This window comes from Streptomyces longisporoflavus, assembly GCF_014649775.1.
Classification (GTDB): domain Bacteria; phylum Actinomycetota; class Actinomycetes; order Streptomycetales; family Streptomycetaceae; genus Streptomyces; species Streptomyces longisporoflavus.
This window is the reverse complement of sequence record NZ_BMTR01000005.1, coordinates 146,470-169,777: the sequence shown is the minus strand read 5'-3', so window position 1 is coordinate 169,777 and position 23,308 is coordinate 146,470. Positions and strand designations below refer to the sequence as shown.

The 23,308-nt window shown below is 71.1% G+C and carries 25 protein-coding genes and 1 tRNA gene; 10 read left to right on the top strand and 16 right to left on the bottom strand.

Translation table 11 applies throughout. The features are described from left to right. The first annotated feature begins 17 nt into the window (after positions 1-17). Positions 18-467, top strand: a complete 450-nt coding sequence (locus tag IE226_RS12225; protein ID WP_190081148.1) for a DoxX family protein — start codon at positions 18-20, stop codon at positions 465-467. Positions 468-599: 132 nt separating this feature from the next. On the opposite strand, the gene IE226_RS12220 is transcribed toward IE226_RS12225, so the two are convergent. Continuing rightward, a complete protein-coding gene (locus tag IE226_RS12220) occupies positions 600-1,202 on the bottom strand; it encodes a superoxide dismutase family protein (RefSeq protein WP_190081147.1) in 603 nt (200 codons plus the stop codon). 232 nt (positions 1,203-1,434) lie between these two features. On the opposite strand from IE226_RS12220, the gene IE226_RS12215 reads away from it, so the two are divergent. Continuing rightward, on the top strand, positions 1,435-2,061 hold the full coding sequence (locus tag IE226_RS12215) for a DedA family protein (RefSeq protein WP_190081146.1): 627 nt from the start codon (positions 1,435-1,437) through the stop codon (positions 2,059-2,061). Between the two features lie 820 nt (positions 2,062-2,881). Here IE226_RS12215 and IE226_RS12210 read toward each other — a convergent pair. Then, on the bottom strand, positions 2,882-3,142 hold the full coding sequence (locus IE226_RS12210) for a DUF2277 domain-containing protein (RefSeq protein WP_190081145.1): 261 nt from the start codon (positions 3,140-3,142) through the stop codon (positions 2,882-2,884). A gap of 217 nt (positions 3,143-3,359) precedes the next feature. On the opposite strand from IE226_RS12210, the gene IE226_RS12205 reads away from it, so the two are divergent. Together IE226_RS12205 and IE226_RS12200 are read left to right on the top strand one after the other, a co-directional pair. Further along, a complete protein-coding gene (locus IE226_RS12205; protein WP_190081144.1) occupies positions 3,360-3,707 on the top strand; it encodes a DUF8825 domain-containing protein in 348 nt (115 codons plus the stop codon). A gap of 41 nt (positions 3,708-3,748) precedes the next feature. Next, positions 3,749-4,057, top strand: a complete 309-nt coding sequence (locus IE226_RS12200) for a hypothetical protein (RefSeq protein WP_190081143.1) — start codon at positions 3,749-3,751, stop codon at positions 4,055-4,057. A 19-nt stretch (positions 4,058-4,076) separates the two neighbouring features. On the opposite strand, the gene IE226_RS12195 is transcribed toward IE226_RS12200, so the two are convergent. Further along, positions 4,077-4,403: a hypothetical protein gene (locus tag IE226_RS12195; protein WP_190081142.1), complete on the bottom strand. Its 327-nt coding sequence runs from the start codon at positions 4,401-4,403 to the stop codon at positions 4,077-4,079. A gap of 272 nt (positions 4,404-4,675) precedes the next feature. After that, complete coding sequence (locus IE226_RS12190) at positions 4,676-5,863, bottom strand: YiaA/YiaB family inner membrane protein (RefSeq protein ID WP_190081141.1); 1,188 nt, start codon at positions 5,861-5,863, stop codon at positions 4,676-4,678. 370 nt (positions 5,864-6,233) lie between these two features. On the opposite strand from IE226_RS12190, the gene IE226_RS12185 reads away from it, so the two are divergent. Further along, a complete protein-coding gene (locus IE226_RS12185) occupies positions 6,234-6,740 on the top strand; it encodes a response regulator (protein ID WP_190081140.1) in 507 nt (168 codons plus the stop codon). A 65-nt stretch (positions 6,741-6,805) separates the two neighbouring features. On the opposite strand, the gene IE226_RS12180 is transcribed toward IE226_RS12185, so the two are convergent. Both IE226_RS12180 and IE226_RS12175 read right to left on the bottom strand, forming a co-directional pair. Further along, positions 6,806-6,877: transfer RNA gene (locus tag IE226_RS12180), tRNA-Val, on the bottom strand. 283 nt (positions 6,878-7,160) lie between these two features. Next, positions 7,161-7,526 carry a hypothetical protein gene (locus IE226_RS12175; protein ID WP_190081139.1) on the bottom strand — a complete coding sequence of 122 codons (366 nt, stop codon included), beginning with the start codon at positions 7,524-7,526 and terminating at the stop codon, positions 7,161-7,163. 36 nt (positions 7,527-7,562) lie between these two features. Between IE226_RS12175 and IE226_RS12170 the strand changes: the two genes are divergently transcribed. The 4 genes from IE226_RS12170 (at position 7,563) to IE226_RS12155 (ending at position 11,441) form a co-directional block, all read left to right on the top strand. Continuing rightward, positions 7,563-8,867: a hypothetical protein gene (locus IE226_RS12170; protein WP_190081138.1), complete on the top strand. Its 1,305-nt coding sequence runs from the start codon at positions 7,563-7,565 to the stop codon at positions 8,865-8,867. Between the two features lie 187 nt (positions 8,868-9,054). Then, entirely contained in the window at positions 9,055-9,717 is a 663-nt protein-coding gene (locus tag IE226_RS12165) for a DUF4383 domain-containing protein (RefSeq protein ID WP_190081137.1), read from the top strand. Positions 9,718-9,753: 36 nt separating this feature from the next. Next, entirely contained in the window at positions 9,754-10,416 is a 663-nt protein-coding gene (locus tag IE226_RS12160) for a bifunctional 4-hydroxy-2-oxoglutarate aldolase/2-dehydro-3-deoxy-phosphogluconate aldolase (protein WP_190081136.1), read from the top strand. Further along, complete coding sequence (locus IE226_RS12155) at positions 10,413-11,441, top strand: sugar kinase (RefSeq protein WP_190081135.1); 1,029 nt, start codon at positions 10,413-10,415, stop codon at positions 11,439-11,441. Before IE226_RS12160 ends, IE226_RS12155 begins: the two co-directional genes overlap by 4 nt. A 678-nt stretch (positions 11,442-12,119) precedes the next feature. Here IE226_RS12155 and IE226_RS12150 read toward each other — a convergent pair. The 4 genes from IE226_RS12150 to IE226_RS12135 all read right to left on the bottom strand — a co-directional run bounded on the left by IE226_RS12150 (position 12,120) and on the right by IE226_RS12135 (position 17,531). Further along, complete coding sequence (locus tag IE226_RS12150) at positions 12,120-12,341, bottom strand: FmdB family zinc ribbon protein (RefSeq protein WP_190081134.1); 222 nt, start codon at positions 12,339-12,341, stop codon at positions 12,120-12,122. A 246-nt stretch (positions 12,342-12,587) separates the two neighbouring features. Beyond that, positions 12,588-13,400 carry an HAD family hydrolase gene (locus tag IE226_RS12145; RefSeq protein WP_190081133.1) on the bottom strand — a complete coding sequence of 271 codons (813 nt, stop codon included), beginning with the start codon at positions 13,398-13,400 and terminating at the stop codon, positions 12,588-12,590. 56 nt (positions 13,401-13,456) lie between these two features. Continuing rightward, a complete protein-coding gene (locus IE226_RS12140; protein ID WP_229870793.1) occupies positions 13,457-16,195 on the bottom strand; it encodes a phosphoribosyltransferase in 2,739 nt (912 codons plus the stop codon). 154 nt (positions 16,196-16,349) lie between these two features. Next, entirely contained in the window at positions 16,350-17,531 is a 1,182-nt protein-coding gene (locus IE226_RS12135; RefSeq protein ID WP_190081132.1) for an HpcH/HpaI aldolase/citrate lyase family protein, read from the bottom strand. Positions 17,532-17,712: 181 nt separating this feature from the next. On the opposite strand from IE226_RS12135, the gene IE226_RS12130 reads away from it, so the two are divergent. After that, positions 17,713-18,618 carry a TerD family protein gene (locus tag IE226_RS12130; RefSeq protein WP_190081131.1) on the top strand — a complete coding sequence of 302 codons (906 nt, stop codon included), beginning with the start codon at positions 17,713-17,715 and terminating at the stop codon, positions 18,616-18,618. A 30-nt stretch (positions 18,619-18,648) separates the two neighbouring features. Here the strand turns inward: IE226_RS12130 and IE226_RS12125 are convergent, their stop codons facing one another. From IE226_RS12125 to IE226_RS12100, 6 genes are all read right to left on the bottom strand, one after another. After that, a complete protein-coding gene (locus tag IE226_RS12125) occupies positions 18,649-19,389 on the bottom strand; it encodes a TerD family protein (protein ID WP_190081130.1) in 741 nt (246 codons plus the stop codon). 147 nt (positions 19,390-19,536) lie between these two features. Next, the gene (locus IE226_RS12120) at positions 19,537-20,685 is read right to left on the bottom strand and encodes a DUF475 domain-containing protein (protein WP_190081129.1); all 1,149 of its coding nucleotides are present in this window, start codon (positions 20,683-20,685) and stop codon (positions 19,537-19,539) included. 64 nt (positions 20,686-20,749) lie between these two features. Continuing rightward, positions 20,750-21,325 carry a TerD family protein gene (locus IE226_RS12115; protein ID WP_190081128.1) on the bottom strand — a complete coding sequence of 192 codons (576 nt, stop codon included), beginning with the start codon at positions 21,323-21,325 and terminating at the stop codon, positions 20,750-20,752. Positions 21,326-21,469: 144 nt separating this feature from the next. Further along, positions 21,470-22,045, bottom strand: coding sequence for a TerD family protein (locus IE226_RS12110; RefSeq protein WP_190081432.1), 576 nt, complete (start codon positions 22,043-22,045; stop codon positions 21,470-21,472). Positions 22,046-22,197: 152 nt separating this feature from the next. Further along, positions 22,198-22,665 carry a peroxiredoxin gene (locus IE226_RS12105; protein ID WP_190081127.1) on the bottom strand — a complete coding sequence of 156 codons (468 nt, stop codon included), beginning with the start codon at positions 22,663-22,665 and terminating at the stop codon, positions 22,198-22,200. Between the two features lie 188 nt (positions 22,666-22,853). Beyond that, positions 22,854-23,291, bottom strand: a complete 438-nt coding sequence (locus tag IE226_RS12100; protein WP_190081126.1) for a DUF3052 domain-containing protein — start codon at positions 23,289-23,291, stop codon at positions 22,854-22,856. Between the last annotated feature and the right edge of the window lie 17 nt (positions 23,292-23,308).

Below are 23,308 nucleotides of genomic sequence, written 5' to 3'. Positions count from 1 at the left end.
CGAAGGAGTCCCCCACCATGACTGGACGTCTCAACAGCGCCCAGCCCTACGCCCTCGGGCTTTTCCGCATCGTCATCGGCCTGCTCTTCGCCTGCCACGGCGCCGCCTCGCTCTTCGGCGTGCTCGGTGGCGCGGCTGGCGGCGGCACGGTCGACGCCGGTACCTGGCCCGGCTGGTACGCGGCCGTCATCCAGCTGGTCGGCGGCGGCCTGGTCGTCCTCGGTCTCGGTACCCGCGCCGCGGCGTTCATCTCGTCGGGCTCGATGGCGTACGCCTACTTCAAGGTGCACCAGCCCGAGGCCCTGTGGCCGATGCAGAACGGCGGAGAGGCCTCCGCGATCTTCTGCTGGGCCATGCTCCTGCTCGTCTTCACCGGCTCGGGCGCGCTCGGCCTTGACCGCCTCTTCGCCTCGCGCGGCGAAAGCGAGGCCAAGAGCGAGTCGGAGCGGACGCCGGTGGCCGCCTGACGCGCCCCGCTTGCGCTCGTGACGGCGCCCCCTTTCCCGTACGCGCCGTATGCGTACGGGAAAGGGGGCGCCGTCACGTCCGACGTCACTTCAGAGGCCCCTCGGCCCCCTCAGCCCCCCTCAGCCCCCCCCTCAGCCGCCGGAGACGAACGGCACCGTGAAGCACGCCACCCGGTCCCCCGCACCGCCCGGCTCGCGGTGCAGCACGACGGATCCGGCCCCGCCCGCGCGGAACTCCCAGTCATGGCGCGCGGTCGCCTCGCCCGCACCGTCCGGGCCCACGGTGAAGTCCAGCCAGACCTCGTTCCGCGGGTTGAGGAAAGCCGGGTCCTTCGACGGCTGCTTCGGGTCCTCGCGGTGCTGGTAGTGCCCGCCGGCCGCCTCCGGATCGGCGCCGCACGCCTTCTGGTGCACGTGCGCGCCGTACGCGTGACCCGGCTGCAGCCCCTTCACGCGAACCGTGACCGCCATTCCTCCCCGCTCTCCCCGCTCTCCCTGCCCTTCCCGCCCGCCCGGCCTGCTGCGCTGCTCGACCTCGATGGCGGAGCCTGCGGGGACGAGCTTCTGGTCGTACGTGATCGCCGACGAGGGGATGAAAGCCGTGGGCGGCGCGAACCGCGCCCCGACCCGCACCCAGTAACGCGGCTCCGCGCCGTCACCAGCCACGACACCAACCCCCGCGAGCACCGCCGTTGCCACGACCCCGGCAAGCGTTCCTGTCACCGTCGCCACCATCGTCCCGCTCCTTCCGCACTGCCTTCGGTCCCTTCGCTACGGGACATCGGCGCCGTACGCGCCGTCATGACCGGCAGCCGGGTGAACGTGATGTAGCGAACATATGAGCCCCCCATGAATCTCCGCCGGGGAGCGCGGCGTACGCTGTACAGCTGTCACCAAGCCGCCCCTGCCGCTCCCCCGCGACGTCGCGGCAGACACGTCGTCGACCGGGGAGTTACGGGGAATTTCGGTGCTTGAGAGTCTGGGCGCGCTGACCAGCAGCCCATGGATCTACGTGGCGGTGGCGCTTTCCGTGCTCCTCGACATCGTCGTGCCCGTGCTGCCGAGCGGAGTCCTCGTGATTACCGCGGCCACCGCGGCTGCGGCGGCGGGCACAGCGGGCACGGCCGCGGGGGCCGTCCCGCACGAGGTGCCCGACATCCTGGTGCTGCTGCTCTGCGCGGCCACCGCGTCGGTCCTCGGAGACCTGGCCGTCTACCGTCTCGCCTGGCGCGGCGGCGAGCGCCTGGACCGCGCCATCGCGCGTTCGCGCCGCCTCACGACAGCGCAGGAACGACTCGGCACGGCGCTCTCGCGGGGCGGCGGCATCCTCGTCGTCATCGCACGCTTCGCCCCGGCGGGCCGCTCGATCGTCTCGCTGGCGGCGGGCGCGGCCCACCGCAAGGTACGCGAGTTCCTGCCCTGGTCGGCGCTCGCGGGCGTGGCCTGGGCGGGCTACAGCGTCGCGCTCGGCTACTTCGGCGGCCAGTGGCTGGGCGCATCCTGGCTAGCCACAGGAGTCTCCTTGCTCGCCCTGTTCGCCGCGGGCGCGGGGGCGGCGTTCCTGGTCCGCAGACCACGGCCGACTGCGGCGTAGACGCTGGGGTTACCCGGGCCCGGGCAGCCCAGGGCTCTCGGGCCTGGGCCGCCGGGGCCTCTTCGGGCCTGGGCCGTACCGAGGCCTTCGCGGGTCTGGACCGCCGGGGCCTCTTCGGGTCTGGGGCTGTACCGAGGCCTTCTCGGGCCTGGGCCGCCGGGGCCTTCGAGTCTGGGGCCGTACCGAGGCCTTCTCGGGTCTAGCCGCCGGGCTTGCTCCATACGGGGCAGCCGAGATTTCCTCAGGCCCTGACCACCGGGCACGCTCCGTCCCGGACAACGAGACTTCCCCGGCCCGGACCGTCGGACTTGCTCGCTCCCGGACCGCCGAGACTTTCCCGGCCTAGACCACCGGGCTTGCTCGCTCCCGGACCGCCGGGACCTTCTCGCGCGCGGACCACTGGGGTTACTGCCCCAGACCGCCGAGACTTTCTTGGCCCGGACCACCGGGCTTGCTCGCTGCCAGACCGCCGAGACCTGCTCGGATCCGGACCACCGTGGATACTCCGCCCCAGACTGTCGAGACCCTCGCGCGCGGACCAACCAACGGGCCCCCAGGCCGCCGAGACTTCCTCGAGCGCGGCCACCGGGCTTGCTCGCGGACAGCCAAAACTCTCCCGGGGCCGGACCACCGGGCTTACTCCGTCCCGGACAACCAGTCCCCAGGACCGAACCGCCGGGCTTACTCCGCCCCGGGTCGCCGAGGCCTTCTTCCGCCGGGCAGCTGCGCACACCGCGCCCTGAACCCGCACCCCGCACCCCGCACCGGATCACCGAGCCCGCCTCAGGCCAGGGCCCCAACGCCGCCAAGCCATCTCGGCCTAAGCCGCCGGAGTGGCCTCCTCCGCCGCTTGTTCGGCGGGGCGGGGCTTGGTTCCTCGTACCTCGATTCCGGCGAGCAGCTCGGCCGAGGCTTCGGCGATCGCGTCCACCGCGCGGTCGAAGACCTCGCGGTTGTGCGCGGCCGGGGCGCGGAACCCCGAGATCTTGCGCACGTACTGGAGCGCGGCGGCCCGGATCTCCTCCTCGGTGGCGTCGTCGGGGATGGCTGGCGGACGGAGTGTCTTGATGCTGCGGCACATACCTCCAGCTTGCCGCGATCGAGGCGTGCGTGTGCGGTCATCGCACCTACGGGCGCATACGAGCGCCCACGCGAGCCCTCCCGAGCCCCCGCGAGTCTCCGCGAGCCCTCATTCGAGTCCCGGCAGCCCCCTGCAACCCCCGCGCGCCCCGAAGTTGGTCCCACATCATGCGTGGCAGCCCTCGCACTCGAAAATCGAACAGGAGTACCATTAGCGGGTGCCTGAAACCCCTGCCCATGACTTCCCCGACGACCTCCTCGCGGGTCAGGAGGAACTGCATCAGGTCCGCGCCGAACTCCTGGCCCTGCTGAAGCGGCTCCCCTGGTCGGTCACGCCCCTGGAGGGCTTCAGCGACGACCACGGCTGGCGCAAGGTGGAGCGCCCCGCCTCGCCCGGCTGGACCCCGGACGAACAGGCGGAGGTGGAGAAGCTCCGCGCGAGGGAGCGGGATTTGGCGGTGTTCGTCACTTGTCACCGCTTTTGGGACCAGGTGGCGGGCCCGGACGCCGTAGCGGCCCGCGCACGGCTCAAACACGCGCACGATAAAGCCATTGACACCGGGTGACAGCGGGCGCTTGACTCCAGCTACGCCGAGGAGGTGCTGCCATGAATGTATGGCTGGTCGTCCTGCTCATCGCACTGGTCGGCCTTGGTTTCAGCCAGCCGCTTCTATGGCTGGCAGCGGCGGTGCTCGTCTACTTCATGATCCAGCAGTACGACCGCGCGGGCTCGAAGTCGAGCAGCAGTGGGAGTGGCGCGGGCGGAAGCGCGGGGGCCGGAGGCGGCGGGGGCGGCGCGGGTGGCGGCGGAGGCGGAGGCTTCCCCAAGACCTACCGCGACTACCGCATCCGCAAGGAACGCCAGGAGCGCTGGGACCGCAGGTATCGCCGGACGCATCCCCATTCGGGCCGCTGAACCCACGTACCCCGACGGGTCAGCCCGTCGGGGCGCCCGCGGAAAGCCCGCCGAGCATCGAGACCGCGCCCTGCGCCGCGTCGTCGACGACGGCCGTGGGGGCGGTGGGGTTGTCCGCCTTCAGCTCGCCGGTCTTCTCGTCGAGGTCGAGCCCGCCGAGCGTCTCCTGCAGGTCCTGCAAGTCCTGCGGGTCCGGCAGATCCTGCGTCGTCGCCGTGACGGAGTCGAGCGGCAGCGCCGCACCACCGGCGGGCGGCTGCGGCGCGGCGAAGGCGGGCGATACGGCTCCCAGGGCGAGGCCGATACCGACGACACCGGCAGCGGCAGCGGCCTTGGCGATCCTCACGAGATGCATCCCTTCCGGCAGGGCCCGGCAGCGGCACGACGGTCGTACGGCCGGAGCGTCCGCAAAGTCGGACGCTCACGGCCCTGTCCGGTTTCCACAACTCTCCCGCGATCCCCGAGGTTCTGGCCGACCACCCGATCGATTCCAGATGCCCCCCGGACGCCGGACACCGCACACAGCACACAGCACACAGCACACCGCACACCGGGTGGCCCGGCAGGAGACTGCTCCCGCCGGGCCACCCGGTCCGTCTCTGCTCGCCGTCCGGCGACTCAGCCGCCTTGCACGGGACGCCGGTTGGCCGCGGCCCTGAGGCCGGCGACCGTGAGCGCCACGACAAGCAGCGCGGCCAGTGTGGCGGCCGCCGCCGACAGGGCGGGGAGAGGCGCCGACACCCCGTCGGGCCGCAGCACGTAGGCGAGCGTCGTGGAGTCGACCCGATCGCCCACCAGATGACTGACGGTCAGCACACCGGCCACCAACACGCCCACCACGGCCACGGCCGGTGACCGGCTGAAGCACAGGCCAAGGCCCGCCAGAGCGCAGACGCCGAAGACGCAGAACGCGGCGACGAGCCCGAAGGTGGACGCGTCGGACCAGTTCAGCGGGAAATGGGCCGCCGCACAGAGCAGAAGGAGTACGCCTGCCGCGAGGCGCAGCCACGCCAGCGCCGTACCGCCCTGCGCCCGCGTGACCGCCGCACCGGGGACAGACGACTGCGCGGCGGCAGCGACCGGCGGCACGGTCGGCGCGGCGGGAGCCTGGGCCTGGGCCTGTGCTTGGTTCTGGGCCCGGGCCACGGCCTCGGTGCTGTCGGCGTCCTTGCGGTCGCTCAGCCTGCCGATGAGCTGCATCAGTTCCTCGACGGACCTGGTGGTACCCGCGGCGTGCACCGCCTCGGCGCCGCTGTGCGGATCGTGCGGCGGGCGGGACAGCAGATGAACCAGGCGGCTCACCTCGGGGATGGGCCGCTCCTCGGCGGCGTGCCGGATGGCCTCGTCTATGTGCTCGGCGGGGTGTTCCGGCGGGCCGAGAAGGTCCACGAGGCGGGTGACGTCGTCGACGGAGCGGGCCACGCAGGCCAGCCGGAGCACCGAGGCGGCGGACGGCATGCCCTCGGGTGACTGCTCCAGGAGGGTGACGAGGTCGACGACATCGTCGAGCGGCCTGGACACCACGGCCACGCGGATGAGCTCTTCCACCGCGTCGTCGTCGATGTCCGGTTCCTTCTGTTCCGGTGGTCCCTGGTCGGCGACGTGCGGGGGCCACTCCGGAGGGGCCTCGTCGGGAACGACGGCGGGAGCACCGGCGGTTTCCTGGTCGACTGGCTGCTGCCACGGTGCGGGCTGGTGCCGGGGCGGGGCGCCGAGCTGCGCGGTGCCCCAATGAACCGACGTCGTCACCAGAGGTTCGCCGTTCCCCGTTATGTCCTCTGCGGCAGAGAATGACTCAGCGGCCATTTTCCTTCTCCATTCCAGCGGGACGTCCTCGCCCCGCCCGAGAGCGTGTATCCCGTTCTATGCACGCTTCTTTCACCCCGCCACTGGAGGAGCCGTCCGGCGGTATGCCCCGGGCCGCCGCGGGCACATGTGAACTGGTGGGGGAAGCAGGGGCATCCGCCCCCATCCGGAGGCGGCGCGTCCTCGGCCGCAGGGAGTGCCGGTAGCGCGCTCCGGCGTACGCGGATCCGCCCGCACGGGCGGAAGGGACGCTTCCGCTGTTCCTCCTGGTACCGCCGTCATGCAGTTGGGTAGCGCCGGTGTGGTGACGAACGGATACTGCAACTCGGCTTCGGCATAGCGTGGTTACTTGGAGAGGGGGCTCAAGTCCATGTCGACCAATCACGTGATCCTCGTCGTCGACGACCACAGGGACACTCTGTTCGCGCTGGAGAGCGCGCTGGCCCCTCTCGGCTACCCCCTGGTGAGCGCCACCAACGGCGACGACGCGCTCCGGGTGGTCCTGCGGGGGAACGTCGGCCTCATCCTGCTCGACGTCCGCATGCCGGGTGTGAGCGGATTAGACGTCGTGCACTATGTGCGCCGTCTGGACCAGACGCGTTCCATCCCCATCATCCTGCTGACCGGTTTCGACGTGAGCCGCGAGGTGGCGGCCAAGGCCTTCCTGCTCGGCGTGGCCGACGTGGCCCTCAAGCCCATCGACCCACTGACCCTGCGCACCAAGGTCCGCTACCTCTTCGAAACCCACCGGCAGCTGAAATTGATGCAGCTGGAAATCGAGGAACTCCGGGCGCTGGTGAAGGACGGAACCATCGAATCCACGAACAACAGCCACTCCGAGGCACAGAGTGCGCCCGAACCCCGTATCGAATCGTGAAAAGCCCCCCGACCGAGCACGGCCGGGGGGCCAAAGACAGGCTCGCACCTGCGACTTGTCCAGGGTGGGCGCGGACGGTTTCGAACCGCCGACATCTGCCTTGTAAGGGCAGCGCTCTACCACTGAGCTACGCGCCCCGGATATTTCGACAGCCTACCTTGCCGGTGGCCCCGCCTCGCAAATCCGTACGGGGTGCCCGGGAGGCGTGGGGCGGTGGGGGCCGCGGATGATCGGCCGGTCCCGCGTGTCCGCCCGCAGCGAAGACGGCAAAATCGCGGTCCGCGGCGCGAACTAACCGACCCGTGTGTTCGTCATTAACCGGTGGGAGAATGTGACACCGGGCAAGGCGGATGACAGCACGGGAGAGGGATAGTGACGGCGACATCTTCGCAGCCGTACACACCGGATACGTCGGGCGAGTCAGTGGTGCCGGCTCCGGATGAAAATGTACGTCGCTGCGGGAGCGTACGCCCGCCGCGACCTCGCCCGGAGGCTCGCGAGAGAGAGAGTCAGGATGACCGGCGGGACGCCCGCGAGAGCGACCGTCAGCGCGCCGGGCAGGATGCCCGCGAGAGCGACCGTGAGAACGCCGGCCAGCGCGACCGGCCGGACGCCCGCGAGAGCAACCGTCAGTACGACCGGCGGGACGCCCGCGAGAACGACCAGCCGGACGCCCGACCTGACGCCAGTGAGCGTGCCCGGCACGACGCCCGACCTGACGCCCGCCACGACACCCGCCCCGCCGCCCACCCCGCCGCCGATCACGACGACGAAGGCCGCCGCCAAGGTCCGCGGCGCCGCCCCTCCCCTCTCCGCGACGCCGTGGCGCTCGCCCTGCTGCCCCTCCCCCTCCTCGCCCTCGCCCTGCCCGCCGCCTTTGCGGGAGGCGGCACCCGGCGGTGGTTCGGCGGGCGCGGGGAGAGCATGCGGGCCGACGCGCAGGCGGCCAAGGACGCGGCGGCCGCCGCCTTCTACGAACTGGACACCGCCCAGCGGGACCTGCGGATCTCCATCGAGACCATCGTCGCCGTCGACTCGACGCCCGCGGCGCAGCGGGCCGTCTCCGACTTCGAGGCCATCGGGCGGCGGATCGACGAGGTCAGCCATCAGTACATCAGCGCGGTGGACGCCCACGACCTCGACCGTGACGACCTGGAAGCCTCCGTCGCCGCCCGCGCCCGCACGCAGCTCACCCAGGCCAAGGGCGAGCTGGACAAGGCGAGGGGCGACCTGGAGCGGTTCCAGCAGGGGCTCGGGCCGCTGCTCGACAAGGCGGAGACACAGCTCGCCCGGCTCGCCCCGTCCGTCGAGCGCGCCCGGCAGACCCTGCTGGCCGCCAGCAACGCCCTCGACGCCGTCCGCGGGGCCGGGCTCAAGGCCGATGACCTCGCCGCCCGCCTCGCCGCGCTCGGCCCGGAGCTGACCAAGCTCAATCAGGGCGCGGGCCAGCACGGCGTGCCGGAGACACTGCGGCGCGCCGACCGCGTCCTGCGGGACGCCGAAGCCGTCCGCGCCGAGGCCGAGCGGCTGCCGGAGCGCGCCGCCGAGACAGACCGCCGCCTGGTCTCGCTGCGTACGCGCGCGCAGGCACTCACCACCCGCAGCGGCCAGGTCGAACCCATCCTGAGCGAGCTGCGGCGTCGGTTCACCGTCGCCTGCTGGCAGGACCTCCAGCGCGTGCCGGACCAGGCCGCGGAGAACGTACGGCAGGCCGAGGTCAAGCTCAAGGAGGCCCGGCAGGCGCGCGAGGAGCAGCGCTGGCCGGACGCCACGTCGCTGCTCTCGACGGTCCGCGCCCTGCTGAACGCGACGGACGAGGCGGTATCGGCCGCGGGCGACCGGCTCCAGCGGCTGAACGCGGTGTCGAAGGACCCCCAGCAGGAGATCGAGCGCACCCGCTTCGCGATCCGTGACGCCCAGCGCCTGGCCATGGCGGGGCGCCAGACCCCGGAGCAGCGGCACGCCCGCCCGCTGGACGAGTCCGTGGCCCGCCTGGACCGCGCGGTGTCCTCCCTGGAGGGCCGGCATCCGGACTGGTGGCACTTCCTGACCGAGACCGAAGCCGTGCGGCAGACGGTCGCGCGGGTCGTCTCGCAGATCCGGGAGGAGCGGGGACAAGGGGCCTGAGGCCCTGAGCCCCTGAGGCCCCACGCGGCCGGCCCGCTCCCCCGCTCCCCTCTGCCTGGCGGCCTGCGGCTCGCGGGCTGATCCTTGAGGTACGTACGCCGGCGTCACCGTACGCGGACGAGGGCGCTCGGCGGCTGCCGCGGCACCGTACGGAAGCGGCCTTTGCGCGCACCCAAGGGAGGCGGACATGGCCACGCATGTACTTCGCTCAGGGACGAGGCGGCCCGGTCGACGGGTCAAACTGAACGAACACCTGCCCGTCGACCACCGTCTCAGCATGGTCTACCGCGTCGGCGCGGGCCTCATGGGGCTCGTCCTGCTCGCGTTCGGCATCCTCGGCCTGATCGACAAAGTGGGCTTCTTCGACACCGGGGGCGACACCGTCGCCGGGCTGAACACCAACGGCGCGCTCAGCGTCCTGTCGATCTGCGTCGGGCTGCTCCTGTTCGTCGGCATGGTGATCGGCGGCAACTTCGCCTCGACGCTCAACATGGTCCTGGGCTGCGCCTTCGTCATCAGCGGTTTCGTCAATCTCGCCATCCTGGACACCGGCCTCAACTTCCTCGCCTTCCGCATGCCGAACGTCCTGTTCAGCTTCGTGGTCGGCATCCTGTTGATGATCTTCGGGATGTACGGGAGGGTCGGCTCGGCGCTGCCGCACGACAACCCGTACTGGAAGGCGCGCCACCCCGAACACGCGGGGCACGCCGAGAGCGGGCGGGCGCGGCACGCCGAGGGCGTCGGGAGCGGGCGCGCGCGGTACATCGAGAGTGTCGGACGACGCGGACCGGCGAGCGGCGCGCACAAGGCCGTGACGACGCATCGCCCCAAGCAGACGGACCATCCCTGAGCAGGGACGTCGAACGCCCTGTGCGAGCCTTGGGGCATGTCGGACCTCACCACTGCCTTCGATACAGCCCTGCGGACCCGGCGCCTGGTCGCCATCGTGCGCGGCACCGATCCCGAGGCCTCCTTCCGTACGGTCATGACGCTCGTCGAGTCCGGCGTGCCGCTCGTCGAGGTCTCCCTCAGCGGCGCCGACGCGCTGGGTGTCCTGCGCCGGGCGCGCGCCGAACTGGGCGACGAGGCCTGGTTGGGCGCGGGCACTGTCCTCACCGCGGACGACGCGCGGCGGGCCGCGGACGCGGGGGCGAACCTCATCGTGACGCCGGGTCTCGGCGCCGGGGTGGCGGAGGCCGTACGGCGGGAACTGCCCGTCGCCGCCGGGGTGCTGACCCCGACCGACGTGATCGCGGCGAGCACGTCCGACGCGACCGCGCTGAAGATCTTCCCCGCGTCGGCGATGGGCGGGCCGGCGTACCTCAAGGCGCTCCGCGCCCCGTTCCCCGACGTGCCGTTCGTACCGGTGGGCGGCGTGGACGCGGCCGCCGCCGAGGAGTATCTGGCGCTCGGCGCGGTCGCCGTGGGCGTCGGCTCTCCACTGGTCGGGGACGCGGCGGACGGCGGGGACCTGGACGCGCTGCGCAAGCGTGCGGCGCAGTTCACGGCGGTCGCGGGGGCGGCGGGGGCGGCGGGGGCCGCCCGATGAGCGTTTCGACGTCGGGCCCCGGCACCGGCCCCGGCACCTGCGACGTCCTGACCCTGGGCGAGACCATGGTCGCCCTGCGCGGCAGCGGTCCGCTGAAGCTGGGCGGAACGATGGAGGTGTCCATCGCGGGCGCCGAGTCGAACGTGGCCATCGGCCTCGCCCGGCTCGGGCACGCGACGCGGTGGGCGGGCGCCGTCGGCGACGACGAGGCGGGCGAGCTCGTGCTGCGCACGCTGCGCGCCGAGGGAGTCGACGTCACCGGTGCCTCCCGCGACCCGGAGGCGCCCACCGGTCTCATCCTCTTCGAGCCGCGGCTGCCCGAAGTGACCCGCGTGCACTACTACCGCGCGGGCTCAGCCGGTTCACGCCTCACGGCGTGCGCGGTCGAACGCGCCTTCACCGCTCCCGGCGCGCCCCGCGTCCTGCACCTCACCGGCATCACCCCGGCCCTCGGCCCGTCCGCCCTGGCCGCTTGCCGCCGGGCCCTCGAACTGGCGAAGGAGCACGGCACGACGGTCTGCCTCGACGTCAACTTCCGCTCACGACTGTGGAGCGCCGAGGAGTCCGCCGCGGTCATGCGTTCCTGGATGCCGTACGTCGATGTCCTCATCGCCTCGGACGACGAACTGCCGCTGTGCGCAACGGAGACGACGACCACTGACAGCACCTCCGACCTGGCCGGCCAGCTCCTGGCGCAGGGCATCCGTGAGGTCGTCGTCAAACTCGGCGCGGACGGAGCCACCGCGTACACCGCCGAAGGCGAACTGCACGCTCCGGCGCGCCCGGTGCGTGCGGTAGACGCGGTGGGCGCGGGGGACGCGTTCGTCGCGGGCTATCTATCGGCGCTGCTCGACGGCGCCGACCTCGAAGAAGGCAAACTCCCCGCCGCCGATGTAGCAACCCGCCTCAACCGCGCCGTAACGACAGGAGCCTTCGCCGTGGCATCACACGGCGACTGGGAGGGCGCGCCGACCCGGGCGGAGTTGGGGCTGTTGGGGGTGGGGGCTGGCACTGTGGTGCGGTAGGGGGCGGGAAGGGGCGGCGGCCTGGGGGGCGCGGGCCCGGCAATCATGGCGCGTTGGCTGCGCCGGGGCGTGCGGCCGTGATGGGCCGCTGGCCTGGGGCGACCCGGCAACTCGTGGCGCGTTACCACCGCCCCGAACGCGTGGTACTCGACCGCAGGACCGAGGCGAGACCCGGCACCATGGTGTGCGTTAGCGCTGACGGGGGGTACGGAGCCCGACCGCAGGCCCACGGCGAGGCACAGCAACCGTGGCGCGCCAGCACCGCGCCAGACGCCCAGTACACGACCCCAGAACCGAGGCGAGACCCGGCACCGCGGTGCGGTAGCGCTGGAGGGTACGGAGCCCGACCGCAGGCCCAGGGCGAGGCACAGCAACCGTGGCGTTAGTGCGCCGCCGACCGTGCGGCGATGAACCCGCAGCGCTGGGACGACCCGGCAACTCGTAGTGCGTTTGCACCGCGCCCGACGCGCGGTACTCGACCGCAGGAACGAGGCGAGGCAGGCCCGGCACCGTAGTGCGGTAGCGCCGGGCGCGGCGCGGTGGACCGCATGCCCAGGGAGGCCCGGCAACGTTGGCGCTGCACCCGCCGTGCGGTGATGGGCCGTAGGCCGGTGGGGCCGGTCGCGGTCGCGCGGTGGAGCCGCGTGTTCCGCGGCCCCGTGCCCCTTGCGCGGGGTCTCAGCCGCAGCAGCCCCCGCCGCAGCAGCCGCCTCCGCCGCCACCCGGGGCCGGGGCAGGGGCGGACGCGGAGGCCGAGCCGCCGACGGCGACCGTCGACAGCAGCTTCACCGTGTCCTCGTGCCCGGCAGGGCAGGCCGCGGGCGCGGCGGACTCGGCCATCGGGCGGCTCAGCTCAAAGGTGTCACCACAGGAACGGCAGCGGTACTCGTATCGAGGCATGGGCCAAGGCTAACGGCACCGGATCAACCGGGGCGCGCTTGGGCACAAAGGAGCCCTACCGCCCTTCTCACCGGGTGCCCCGCCAAGCCGACCACCGCCGCAGGGGCGGCGGGCCCACGCCACACAGCGCCGGAGCCCGGGGCCTGCCGCCGTCACTTCGCGTTTCGCCGGAAGCCCCGCGCTCAACGGCCCCTCCGCGCCGGGGGCCCAGGACCCGGCGTACTCACTTCACCCGAAGCCCCGCGCTCAACGCCCCTCCGCCCCCAAGAACCGCCGCAGGATCTCCTCCCCCGCGGCGACGCCCCGTTCCCGCAGTACCGTGAGTCCCGGTGCGGTCCAGCCCGTGTCGGCCAGTTCGCCGTGTCCGGGGCGCCAGGAGCGGTCGGCGGCCAGCAGCAGATCGGCGTCGAGCAGCGAGTCACCGGCTGCGAGTGTCTCGTCCGCGTCGATACGGCGGGCCACCTCCCGCACCGCCGCGCTCTTGGTCAGCGGTTTCGGCACGGCGTAGATCTTGCGGCCCTGCAGCGAGACGGTCCAGCCGCGGTTCTCCGCCCACACGGCGAGCTCCTTGACCCACCCTTCCGGCAGCAGCGCGCGCTCGACGACCAGGTAGGCGAAGAGGTCCTCGGCCACCCGCTCCTTCAGGAGCCAGGCGGGATCGGCGGTGCGCACCATGTGCGCGCGGACCTCGTCGAGCGAGGCGCACTCGGCGGCGAGGCGCCGGTCGACGGCCGCCCGCCAGTCGGGGTCGGAGACGCCGTCGACCAGCAGGTGCCCGCCGTTGGCGCAGATCGCGAACTTCGGTGCGGGGCCGGGCAGATGGATGCGGCCGTACTGCTCGCGCGTACGCGTCGTCGTCGGCACGAAGACCGTGCCGCGGCCCACCGCGTCGAGCAGCCCGGCGGCAGTCTCGGTGACGTACGACAGCGGCTTGCTCTCGTACACCTCGACGCAGAGCAGGCGCGGCGCCTCGGCGTCGGGCATGGTCAGGCCGAGGGCGGCGGCGGAGTAGATGAGGGTGCGGTCGAGGTCGCTGGCGACCAGCACGGTGCGGGGCATGCTGACAGAGGTGCCCACTGGGTTCACAGAGGTGCTCACCGGGTTCACAGAGGTACTCACTTGGCGGCCACCGCCTGGCCCGCCGACCCGCCCGCCGCTACCGCCTTGCCGTCCGCGCCGGTTGCCCCGCGCGTGAACTTCGGGTGGATCAACCCGACGCAGGTGTAGGGGAGTTCGGCCACCTCCTCGACCGGCACACCACGCTGCTCCGCGAGGAGCCGTACGTGATCGAGGTCGGCCCCCGCTCCCGCGCGCGCCAGGATCTTCCAGGGGACGCGGCGCAGCAGGACGCGTGTCGTCTCGCCGACGCCCGGCTTGACGAGGTTCACGTCATGGATGCCGTACTCCTCGCTGATCCGCTCGACGGCGGCCCAGCCCTCCCAGGTCGGGGCCCGGTCCGCGGAGAGCAGTTCCTTGACCCGGGCGTCGACGGCGTCGGTGACCTCGTCGAAGCAGGCGGTGATGGCGTCGAGGAAGTCGAGGGACACATCTCCGTCGGCGAGTTCGCGGTAGAACTTCGCGCCGTGGAAGTCGTCGGGCCCGACCAGGTCCGCGCGCAGGACGGTGCGCGATATCAGGCCGGAGACGGTCGAGTTGAGGCAGGCGGAGGGGATGAGGAAGTCCTCGCGAGTGCCGTAGGTGCGGACACAGGAGCCGGGGTCGGCGAGCACGGCGATCTCCGGGTTGAATCCGGCGGGCCCGCCGGCCTCCTCGAACTCCCGCACCGCGTCGGCGAGTTCACGCGTGATCGCCCCCTTGCCCGTCCAGCCGTCGACGAAGACGACGTCGGCCGTGTCGTGGTGGGCGGCGAGCCAGCGCAGGGCGTTGGCGTCGATGCCGCGGCCGCGCACGATGGACACGGCGTAGTGCGGCAGGTCGAGGCCGTGCCGGTGCTCGGCCCAGCGCCGCATCAGGACGCCGACGGGTGTGCCCGCGCGGGCCAGCGAGACCAGGACGGGGCGGGGGGACCGTTCGGCGAGCACGGTCTCGGTGACGGTGCCGACGGCCTGCGCGATGCGCGCGGCGGAGGTGCCGAGCGCGGCGCGGAACAGCTCCTGGTACTGCGGGCTCGGCTGGTACTCGACCGGCAGCGACTCTGCGTAGTGCGCGCCGCCGCTCTGTATCGCCTCCTCGCGCTCCTCGGTGGGCGCCTCCAGCGTCACGTCCGAGAGGTCCTGCAGCAGCCAGCCGACGTCTTCGGCCGCGTACGAGGAGAAGTCGGGGCCGCGGAGGGGCTCGGGCAGCATGGAGGGCCTTTCGGAGAGGTGCTCGGGGGCGCGTTCGGAAGCGCGCTCAGGGACACGCTCGGGGGCGCGTTCGGGGACGTACGAAGGCACGACCGCGAGCAGCACCTGCGAGGTGTGCGCGGCGAGCTGCGCCAACAGGCCGCCGCGGGCGTGGAGTTCGGGGCGGTCGGCCACGGAGTCGACCACGAGGACGATCGCGTCGAAGCCGCCGCCCGCGACGTTGTAGGCGTACCTCTCGCCGGGCCCGTCGGCGGGCGCGTCGTGCGCGGGGAAGACGAGGCGGCTGCGTATGGCGTAACCGGGGTCGTCGACGGCGAGCACGGGCGAGCGGGTGGTGGTGGAGTACCGCACCTCCGCCGCACCGGCGGGCAGCCGCTCCTCCAGAGCCTTGCCGATGGCCAGCGGCGCGTACATCAGCTCCTCGAAACCGAGCACGAGTACGCGCCGGGCGCCGCCGCTGCCGCGCTTGGGCGTGCTGGGGGTGCGGGGGGTGTCAGGGGCGTCAGGGGCGTCGGGGGCGCCGGGAGCGCTGGGAGCGTCAGGGACGCCGGAAGCGCCGGGGACGTCAGCGACACCGGGAACGCCGGAAGCGCCGGGCACGACGGCCCCCGCAACCCCCGAAGTCAACGCCTCCGCGAGCCGTTCCGCCATCCCCGGCAGCGCCGCGTCGAGCGCCGCGCGGTGCTCGGGCGCGAACCCGTGACGCCCGCCGTCCGGCACTCCGGCGGGCCAGCCGAGGTCGACCCGGGCGACCGAGCCGCCTTCCCTGCGCGGCGCGGGGAGCCCCGAGGAGGGCGCCGAGGTGGGCGCCGAGGTGGGCGCCGAGGAGGGCCCCGAGGCCTCGTACTCCTCGACCAGTGCCTGCCCCTTCTCCAGGACGCCGTCCGGCAGACTCACCGTGCCGGACGCCATCGTGATCAGGTCGACCCGCGCGCCGATCTCGCGGGCGAAGCCGGCCAGGCGGCCCTGGTCCCGCGGGGAGCGCATGTCGACGAGCGCCACGATGACGTACCGCTCGCGCGGGTACAGCTCGTGGAGCGCGCGGATCGTATTGAGGACGGTGTTGCCGGTGGAGAACTCGTCGTCGACGAGGACCAGCGGGCCGTCCCTGGTGAGCAGCCGGGGGTCCTCGGGCAGCAGCAGGTGCGAGGTCGCGTGCGAGTGGGACTCCTCGAAGCCGCCCGCCCGGCGCACTCCGTCGACCGGGCGGCGCGTGGAATGGAGGTAGGGCGCGACGCCGATGCCGTCCGCGACGCAGTGGCCGAGGCCGGTCGCCGTCTCCGCGTACCCGAGGACGACCGCGCGCCCGGCCTCCGCGTCACCCAGGAGCGCGCGTGCGCGGACGCCGAGGTCGTACCCGGCCGCGTACACGACGGAGGGCCGCTGCGGCACATGCTTGCCCAGGACGTTCGACACCAGGAGGTGCGCCCGCTTCGGGTTGCGGCGCAGCGCGAGGCCGAGCAGGTCGCTCAGCCCCGCGTCCCCGGCCAACTCCACACCGAGCCGCTCGGCGACCCACGTCCCTGACCACACCACGTCGTCGTTCACAGTCCTCGCACAGTCCTTAGTTCTTGCACTGGTTCTTGCACTGGTTCTTGCACTGTTTCTTGGGCGGCTCTTGCTCTCCCCCGCCCGCCGGAGCCCCAGAGCGCCGGAGCCCTGGCCCCCCGGGCCCCCGCACGGCCGCAGTCAGCCGCCGCGGTCAGCCGCCAAGACCGGCGGAAAGCAGCTCCACGAAACCGATGTCCTCACGCGCGACGCCGAACACCTCGGCCCGCCTGAGCGTCCGCTCGGCCCACGCGCGGTGCGGCTTCACCTCGTTCATCTTGTTCGTGTACGCCGAACGCAGGACCCCGCCCCCGTCCCGCTCCGGTCGCAGGATGTCCTCCGCGTCGCTGAACTCCTCGTGGGTGACGACCGAGAGGGCGTGCACGGGCAGTACGTGCGAGGGGTGGATGCAGGTCTTGCCGAGCAGGCCGTTGGCCCGGTCCAGCTCGATCTCGCGGAGCAGCCCGTCGATGTCGTGCTCGATGAGCGCCTGCCGCAGCTCCTCCGCCCGGCCCTCCAGGAAGGGGCTCCGGCGCAGCTGCGGCTTGAACATGCGCTCCTGGACGCGGAAGTACTCCCACACGGGTCCCGTCACGGTGAAACCCGTGCCGTCGGCCCGGCCGAGGCGGTTGACCACGTCGGCGATGACCGAGGCCACGATGTGGACGTCGTAGGCGGTCATGTGGGGCGGCCTGCGCAGTCCGTACGCCGAACAGAAGTCGGTGACGCCGAGCCGCAGCGCGAGCACCCGCTCGCGGTACTTGTCGACGGTGCGGGCGATCCCGGCGAGGGTCTCGGCGCGGCTCTCCAAGTGGAGCAGTTCGGGCGATTCGAGGACGGGCATCGCGAAGAGCCGACGGCCGGTGGCAGCCTCCGCCGCGGCGAGCGACTCCAGGAAGGCGACGCCGCGCTCCTCGGTGAATTTGGGCAGGACGAATCCGGACAGCAGCCGGATGCCGGGACCGAGGCGGTCCGCCAGGTCGGTTATCTGCTCGGGAGAACGGACCCGGATGAACAGGAGCGGCGGCTGAGCGCCCTCGCCGTCCGCTCCGGTTCGCTCCGCGAGGTCGGCGAACTGTCTGACCAGGTTTTCCTCGGCGCCGACGACTTCGGCGTCGTCGATCGAGTCCTCGAGGCAGAGCACCATCGAGATCACGCCACGTCCGGCCTGTTTCAGGATGTCGTCGGCGAGGCGGGGGCGCGTCGCAGGGCTGTAGAGCGTGGCCCCGAGCGCGGCGGCCAGCAGACTCGGGGAGGAGTCCGCGCTGAAGGAGCACGGCTCCCGATGAAAGAGACGCTGTCGCACCTCTGGGGCTATATGCCCAAAATGACGCATGATTTCCCCTGTACTCGTCGGCGCGACCCGACGTGATGTGGCCGGTAATAGTACGTAGGGACGGGTGTCAAGGGTTCCCCACGGGCATGAAATTCAGGTAACCCGGCCGTGTAGGACACACAGGCCACACACCGTCACCCCCGCGTTGTCCCGTTCAAACCCGGGAAGGCAGGATGACCGCATGACGCACGCGATGTTGAAGGGGTCGAACGTCCCGCTCGCAGCCACGGCCGTCCGCGCCGTGCTGCGCTGGACCCCCGGTCAGGGAGTCCCGGACGTCGATGCCTCGGCCCTGCTGCTCGGCGCCGACGGCCGCGTGCGGTCCGACGAGGACTTCGTCTTCTACAACCAGCCGCGCCATCCCTCGGACAAGGTCTGGCGGCTCGGCAAGAAGCGCGTGACCGGGGGGCTCTCCGAGGGCTCGACCGACACGATCCAGACGGATCTGGCGGGCCTGGACCCCGCGGTGGACCGCGTCCTGCTCGTCGCGTCCGCCGACGACATCGCCTTCAAGCACGTACGCGCGCTGCGCATCCTGCTGTACGACGCCGGCGCGGGCGAGGCCGAACCGCTCGCGTACTTCGACATCACCCCGCAGACGGGCGACGAGACAGCCCTCATCTGCGGCGAGCTCTACCGCCGCGGCGACGTCTGGAAGTTCCGCGCCCTCGGCGAGGGGTATCTGAACGGCCTGGAGGGTCTCGCCGGCGACTTCGGGATCTCCGTGGACGAGTCGGAGGCGGTGACCGAGCCGACGACCGAGGCGTCCCTGCCGCAGCCCTACCCGCAGCATCACCAGCCGCTGCCCGAACCGGCCACGCAGGCGCTGCCTCCGCAGGCCCCGGCCACGCACGCCCCGGCTCCCCAGCCCTTCCCCGCACCGGCCCCGCAGCCCGCGTACGGCTACCCTCCCGAGCCCCCGCGCCACCAGCCGGTCCCGCAGCCTTCCTACGGCTACCCGCAGCCCGCGCCCGCCCATGCGCCGCCTGCCGCGCAGCCCAGTTACGGCTATCCGCAGCCCGTGGCCCCGATGCCCGACCCGAACTTCCGGCTGCCGCCCCAGGGGCCGCAGTTCCTGGCGCGCTGAGCCCGCGGCGCGGGCCCCGGGCGGGGCGGCTCAGCCGCCCACCTTGGACTTGTAGCCGCGGCCCCACTGCAGTCCCCAGCCGTAGAGCCGGTCGAGTTCGGCCTGGAAGCCGTACACGAACTTCACCTCGCGGCGCACGATCAGCTCGTCCTTGACGTTCTCCAGCGTGAATATCGCGCAGGAGCGCGCCTGCGGCTGGCGTTCGTCCAAGTCGATCTCGATCCGCGGCCCGTTGCTGGGATAGAGCGTCACCTTGGCGTGTGTCCGGTCGAAGGCCGGTGTCTGGTCGTAGATGTAGGCGAAGAACAGCAGCCGTTTGATCGACTCGCGGTGGTCGAGGTTCACGTAGATCGTCTCGCCGGACGGCGAACCGAACCGGTCGTCGCCGCTGAGCTTCACGAACGGCGGTCCGTTCAGGTCTCCGAAGAAGCTGCCGAGCGGCTGTACGACGCCCTTGGCGCCGTCCACCGTCTCGTACAGGCAGCCGAGGTCGAGGTCTACGTTGACCACGCCCTGGGTGTGCGCCTGCACCACGTCGGGCTGGAACATCCGGAAGGGGTGCCGCAGCAGGCTGCCGTTGTTGCGTTTGCCGATGATGTCGGACGTACGCATCTGCCAGGAGAGGTTGACCCGGAGGTTGCCGGTGGCCGCGCCCTGTTTGTTGAGCGAGACCGTCGGGTGCCGCTTGGTGAGTTCGATGGAGTTGGTCGCGGCGCTGCCCGACTCGAAGTCCGTCGAACGCCCGCGCCACAAACCGTCCCAGAAGGACATCGCCGCCCCCAAAATATGCCGGAGCCCCGTGGGCCCGTCGTAAATGCCACGGGGCGGCCAGGAGGACTCGTCCTCGATGGCCGCCCCGTTCAGAAGCGTTCCTCACTCATCCCCGCGTCACACACCGGAGACAGGTCAGACCCGGACTCATACGCCGGACGAGACCTCGGCCTTGTCGTCGGAACCCGAGCCCTTGCCCTCCGCCGCCGCCAGCGCCTTGTTGCGGCGCACGGACGAGAAGAAGGACCAGGCGATCAGGACGACGCCGACGAGGCCCGTGATGACCTCGTGGATCTCGTACTGGATGGTGACGAGCAGGATCACGGCGAGGGCGCCGATCGCGTAGTGCGCGCCGTGCTCCAGGTAGACGTAGTCGTCCAGGGTGCCCTGGCGGACCAGGTAGACGGTGAGCGAACGGACGTACATCGCGCCGATGCCGAGGCCGAGCGCCATCAGGACGATGTCGTTCGTGATCGCGAAGGCACCGATGACGCCGTCGAAGGAGAACGACGCGTCCAGGACCTCGAGGTAGAGGAACATGAAGAAGGCGGCCTTGCCGGCCAGGACGACGGCAGGAACCTTCTTGCCGGTCTTCTTCGCCTCTTCCTCCTGCTCGTGCTCGCGCTCCTCCTCTTCCTCGAGTTTGTTCTCGAAGAAGCCGGAGAGACCGCCCACCACGAGATACGTGATGAGGCCCGCGATGCCGGAGAGCAGCACCGTCTCCGCCTTGTCCACGTGCGCGCCGCCGTGCTGGTGGGCGTGGGTGGCGACGGTCATCGCGGAGATCATGAGCACGATGAGCGCGATGCAGGCCGACAGCATGTCGACCTTGCCCAGCTTGGCGAGCGGGCGCTCGATCCAGCCGAGCCACTTGATGTCGCGGTCCTCGAAGATGAAGTCGAGGAAGATCATCAACAGGAACATGCCACCGAACGCGGCGATCGACGGGTGTGCGTCGGTCACCAGCTGCTGGTACTGGTCCTTGTCGTTGAGCGCGAGGCGCACGGCCTCGATGGGGCCGATCTTGGCGCTGATGGCCACGATGGCGACGGGGAAGACCAGGCGCATGCCGAACACGGCGATCAGCACACCGATGGTGAGGAAGATTTTCTGCCAGAAGGCACTCATCTTCTTCAGGATTCCGGCGTTGACCACCGCGTTGTCGAAGGACAGCGAGATCTCGAGGATGGACAGGATCGCCACGATCCCGAAACCTGTCCACCCCCCGTAGAACACCGCCGCGACCAGGCCGAGCGCGGTAACCGCGAACGACCAGCCGAAGGTTTTCAGAAGCACTGGCTACCCAATCGTGTGTGTACGGGCTCCCGTTTAGCGGTCTCCCCCGCGCCGGTCCCCGGCTTTACGAAACATTGACCCCGAAGTCTAGAGCGATGCCCCGCAGGCCTGACGCGTACCCCTGCCCAACGGCACGGAACTTCCACTCGCCGCCGTAGCGGTAGACCTCGCCGAAGATCATCGCGGTCTCCGTGGAGGCGTCCTCGGAGAGGTCGTAGCGCGCGAGTTCCTGGTGGTCGGCTTGGTTGACCACGCGGATGAAGGCGTTGCTGACCTGGCCGAACGTCTGACCACGGTTGTCCGCCTCATGGATCGAGACGGGGAAGACGATCTTGTCGCAGTTGGCGGGGACCTTGGAGAGGTCGATCAGGAGCGACTCGTCGTCCCCGTCGCCCTCCCCCGTGAGGTTGTCGCCGGTGTGTTCGACGGAGCCGTCCGGGCTCTTCAGGTTGTTGTAGAAGACGAACCACTCGTCACCGATGACCCGGCCCGAGTTGCACATCAGCGCGCTGGCGTCGAGGTCGAAGGGGGCTCCGGTGGTGGAGCGCGCGTCCCAGCCGAGGCCGATCAGGACCTGTGTGAGGTTCGGTGCGGCCTTGGAGAGGGAGACGTTGCCTCCCTTGGCGAGCGTGACGCCCATGATGTGGTCCTCCCCGTGGTTCGAGAGCAGAAATCCCCGGGACCCATGCGGGCGTCCCTGTGCGGGAACAAGAGTTTTGAGCACGTCCGGCGCCGCACTCGTGGTGTGCGGCGCCGGACGACAAGGCGGAGGGTGTTACTCGGCTCAGACGTTGACGCCGAAGTCCTGCGCGATGCCGCGCAGGCCGGAGGCGTACCCCTGGCCGACGGCGCGGAACTTCCACTCCGCTCCGTTGCGGTACAGCTCGCCGAAGACCATCGCCGTCTCCGTCGAGGCGTCCTCGGAGAGGTCGTACCGTGCGATCTCCGCGCCGCCCGCCTGGTTCACGACGCGGATGAACGCGTTGCGCACCTGGCCGAACGACTGCTGGCGGGTCTCGGCGTCGTAGATCGAGACCGGGAAGACGATCTTGTCCACGTCGGCCGGGACGGCGGAGAGGTCGACCTTGATCGCCTCGTCGTCGCCCTCGCCCTCACCGGTGGTGTTGTCACCGGTGTGCTCGACGGATCCGTCCGGGCTCTTCAGGTTGTTGAAGAACACGAAGTTGCCGTCGCTGCTGACCTTGCCCTCGGCATTCGTCAGGATGGCGCTGGCGTCGAGGTCGAAGTCCGTACCGGTGGTGGTACGGACGTCCCAGCCCAGGCCGACCAGAACCGCGGTCAGGCCGGGGGCCTCCTTGCTCAGCGATACGTTGCCGCCCTTGCTGAGGCTGACTCCCACAAGTCCTCCCAAATTGATGTCCAGGGGCGGGGAGCCCCAGTCGTGCTTTGCCATCGGATCAACGAGTGGATCCTAGTGACCGGTTCCCGGCCGACACAGGCTCTGCACCCGAAGAATCACAGGGTGTCACCCCTGAGGAATCCCGGGGTCGCTCACAGGGTGCCGAGCGCCTTGGCGTACTCGTCGAGGTCGCGGGCGTCCGGCAGGTCGTTGACGACGGTCCAGCGCACCACACCCGCCTTGTCGATGATGAAGGTGCCGCGCACCGCGCACCCCTTCTCCTCGTCGAAGACCCCGTACGCGCGCGAGACCTCGCCGTGCGGCCAGAAGTCGGAGAGCAGCGGGTACTCCAGGCCCTCCTGGTCGGCGAAGACGCGCAGGGTGTGGATGGAGTCGTTCGAGACCGCGAGCAGCTGGGTGTCGTCGTTGACGAACTTCGGCAGTTCGTCGCGCAGCGCGCAGAGCTCACCCGTGCACACGCCGGTGAACGCGAACGGGTAGAAGAGCAGCACCACGTTCTTCTCGCCGCGGAAGTCCGACAGCTTCACGGTCCGGCCGTGGTTGTCCTTCAGCTCGAAGTCCGGTGCCTCGGTGTCGGTCGCGATTCCAGCGAGCGCCATGAGCTAAGCATCCCTTCGATGGGGCTGTTCGGGTGACGACCACCCTACGCAACGGGCGTTTCGTACGATCACTGCCCGGGTCGGGCGCCTCGCAGGCACCGCACATACGCGTGAGCCCCCACCGGCATGTGCTGGTGGGGGCTCACGGCGATTGGCTCAGTCGACTTCCTGCTGCCTGAGCGGCAGCTTCACCGCTTCTTGGCTGCCGCCTTCGGCGTGACCAGACGGCTGCCCGTCCAGTCCTTGCCCGCGTTGATGCTCCTGGTCGGAGCAAGGCCGGCGGTCGTGGCTGCTTCGTTGATGTCGCTCGCCTCGACGTAGCCGTCACGGCCCGTCTTGGGCGTCATCAGCCAGAGGTCGCCGCCCTCTTCGATCAGCTCGGTGGCGTCCACCAGCGCATCCGTCAGGTCGCCGTCGTCCTCGCGGAACCACAGCACCACGGCGTCAGCAGTGTCGTCGTAGTCCTCGTCGACGAGCTCGCTGCCGATCACCCCTTCAATGGCCTCGCGGAGCTCCTGATCGACATCGTCGTCGTAGCCGATCTCCTGGACCACCTGCTCGGGCTGGAAACCCAGCCTCGCGGCAGGGTTGGTCCGCTCCTCCGCGTGGTCCGCGGTCGCGCTCACGGCTTGCCTCCTGATCA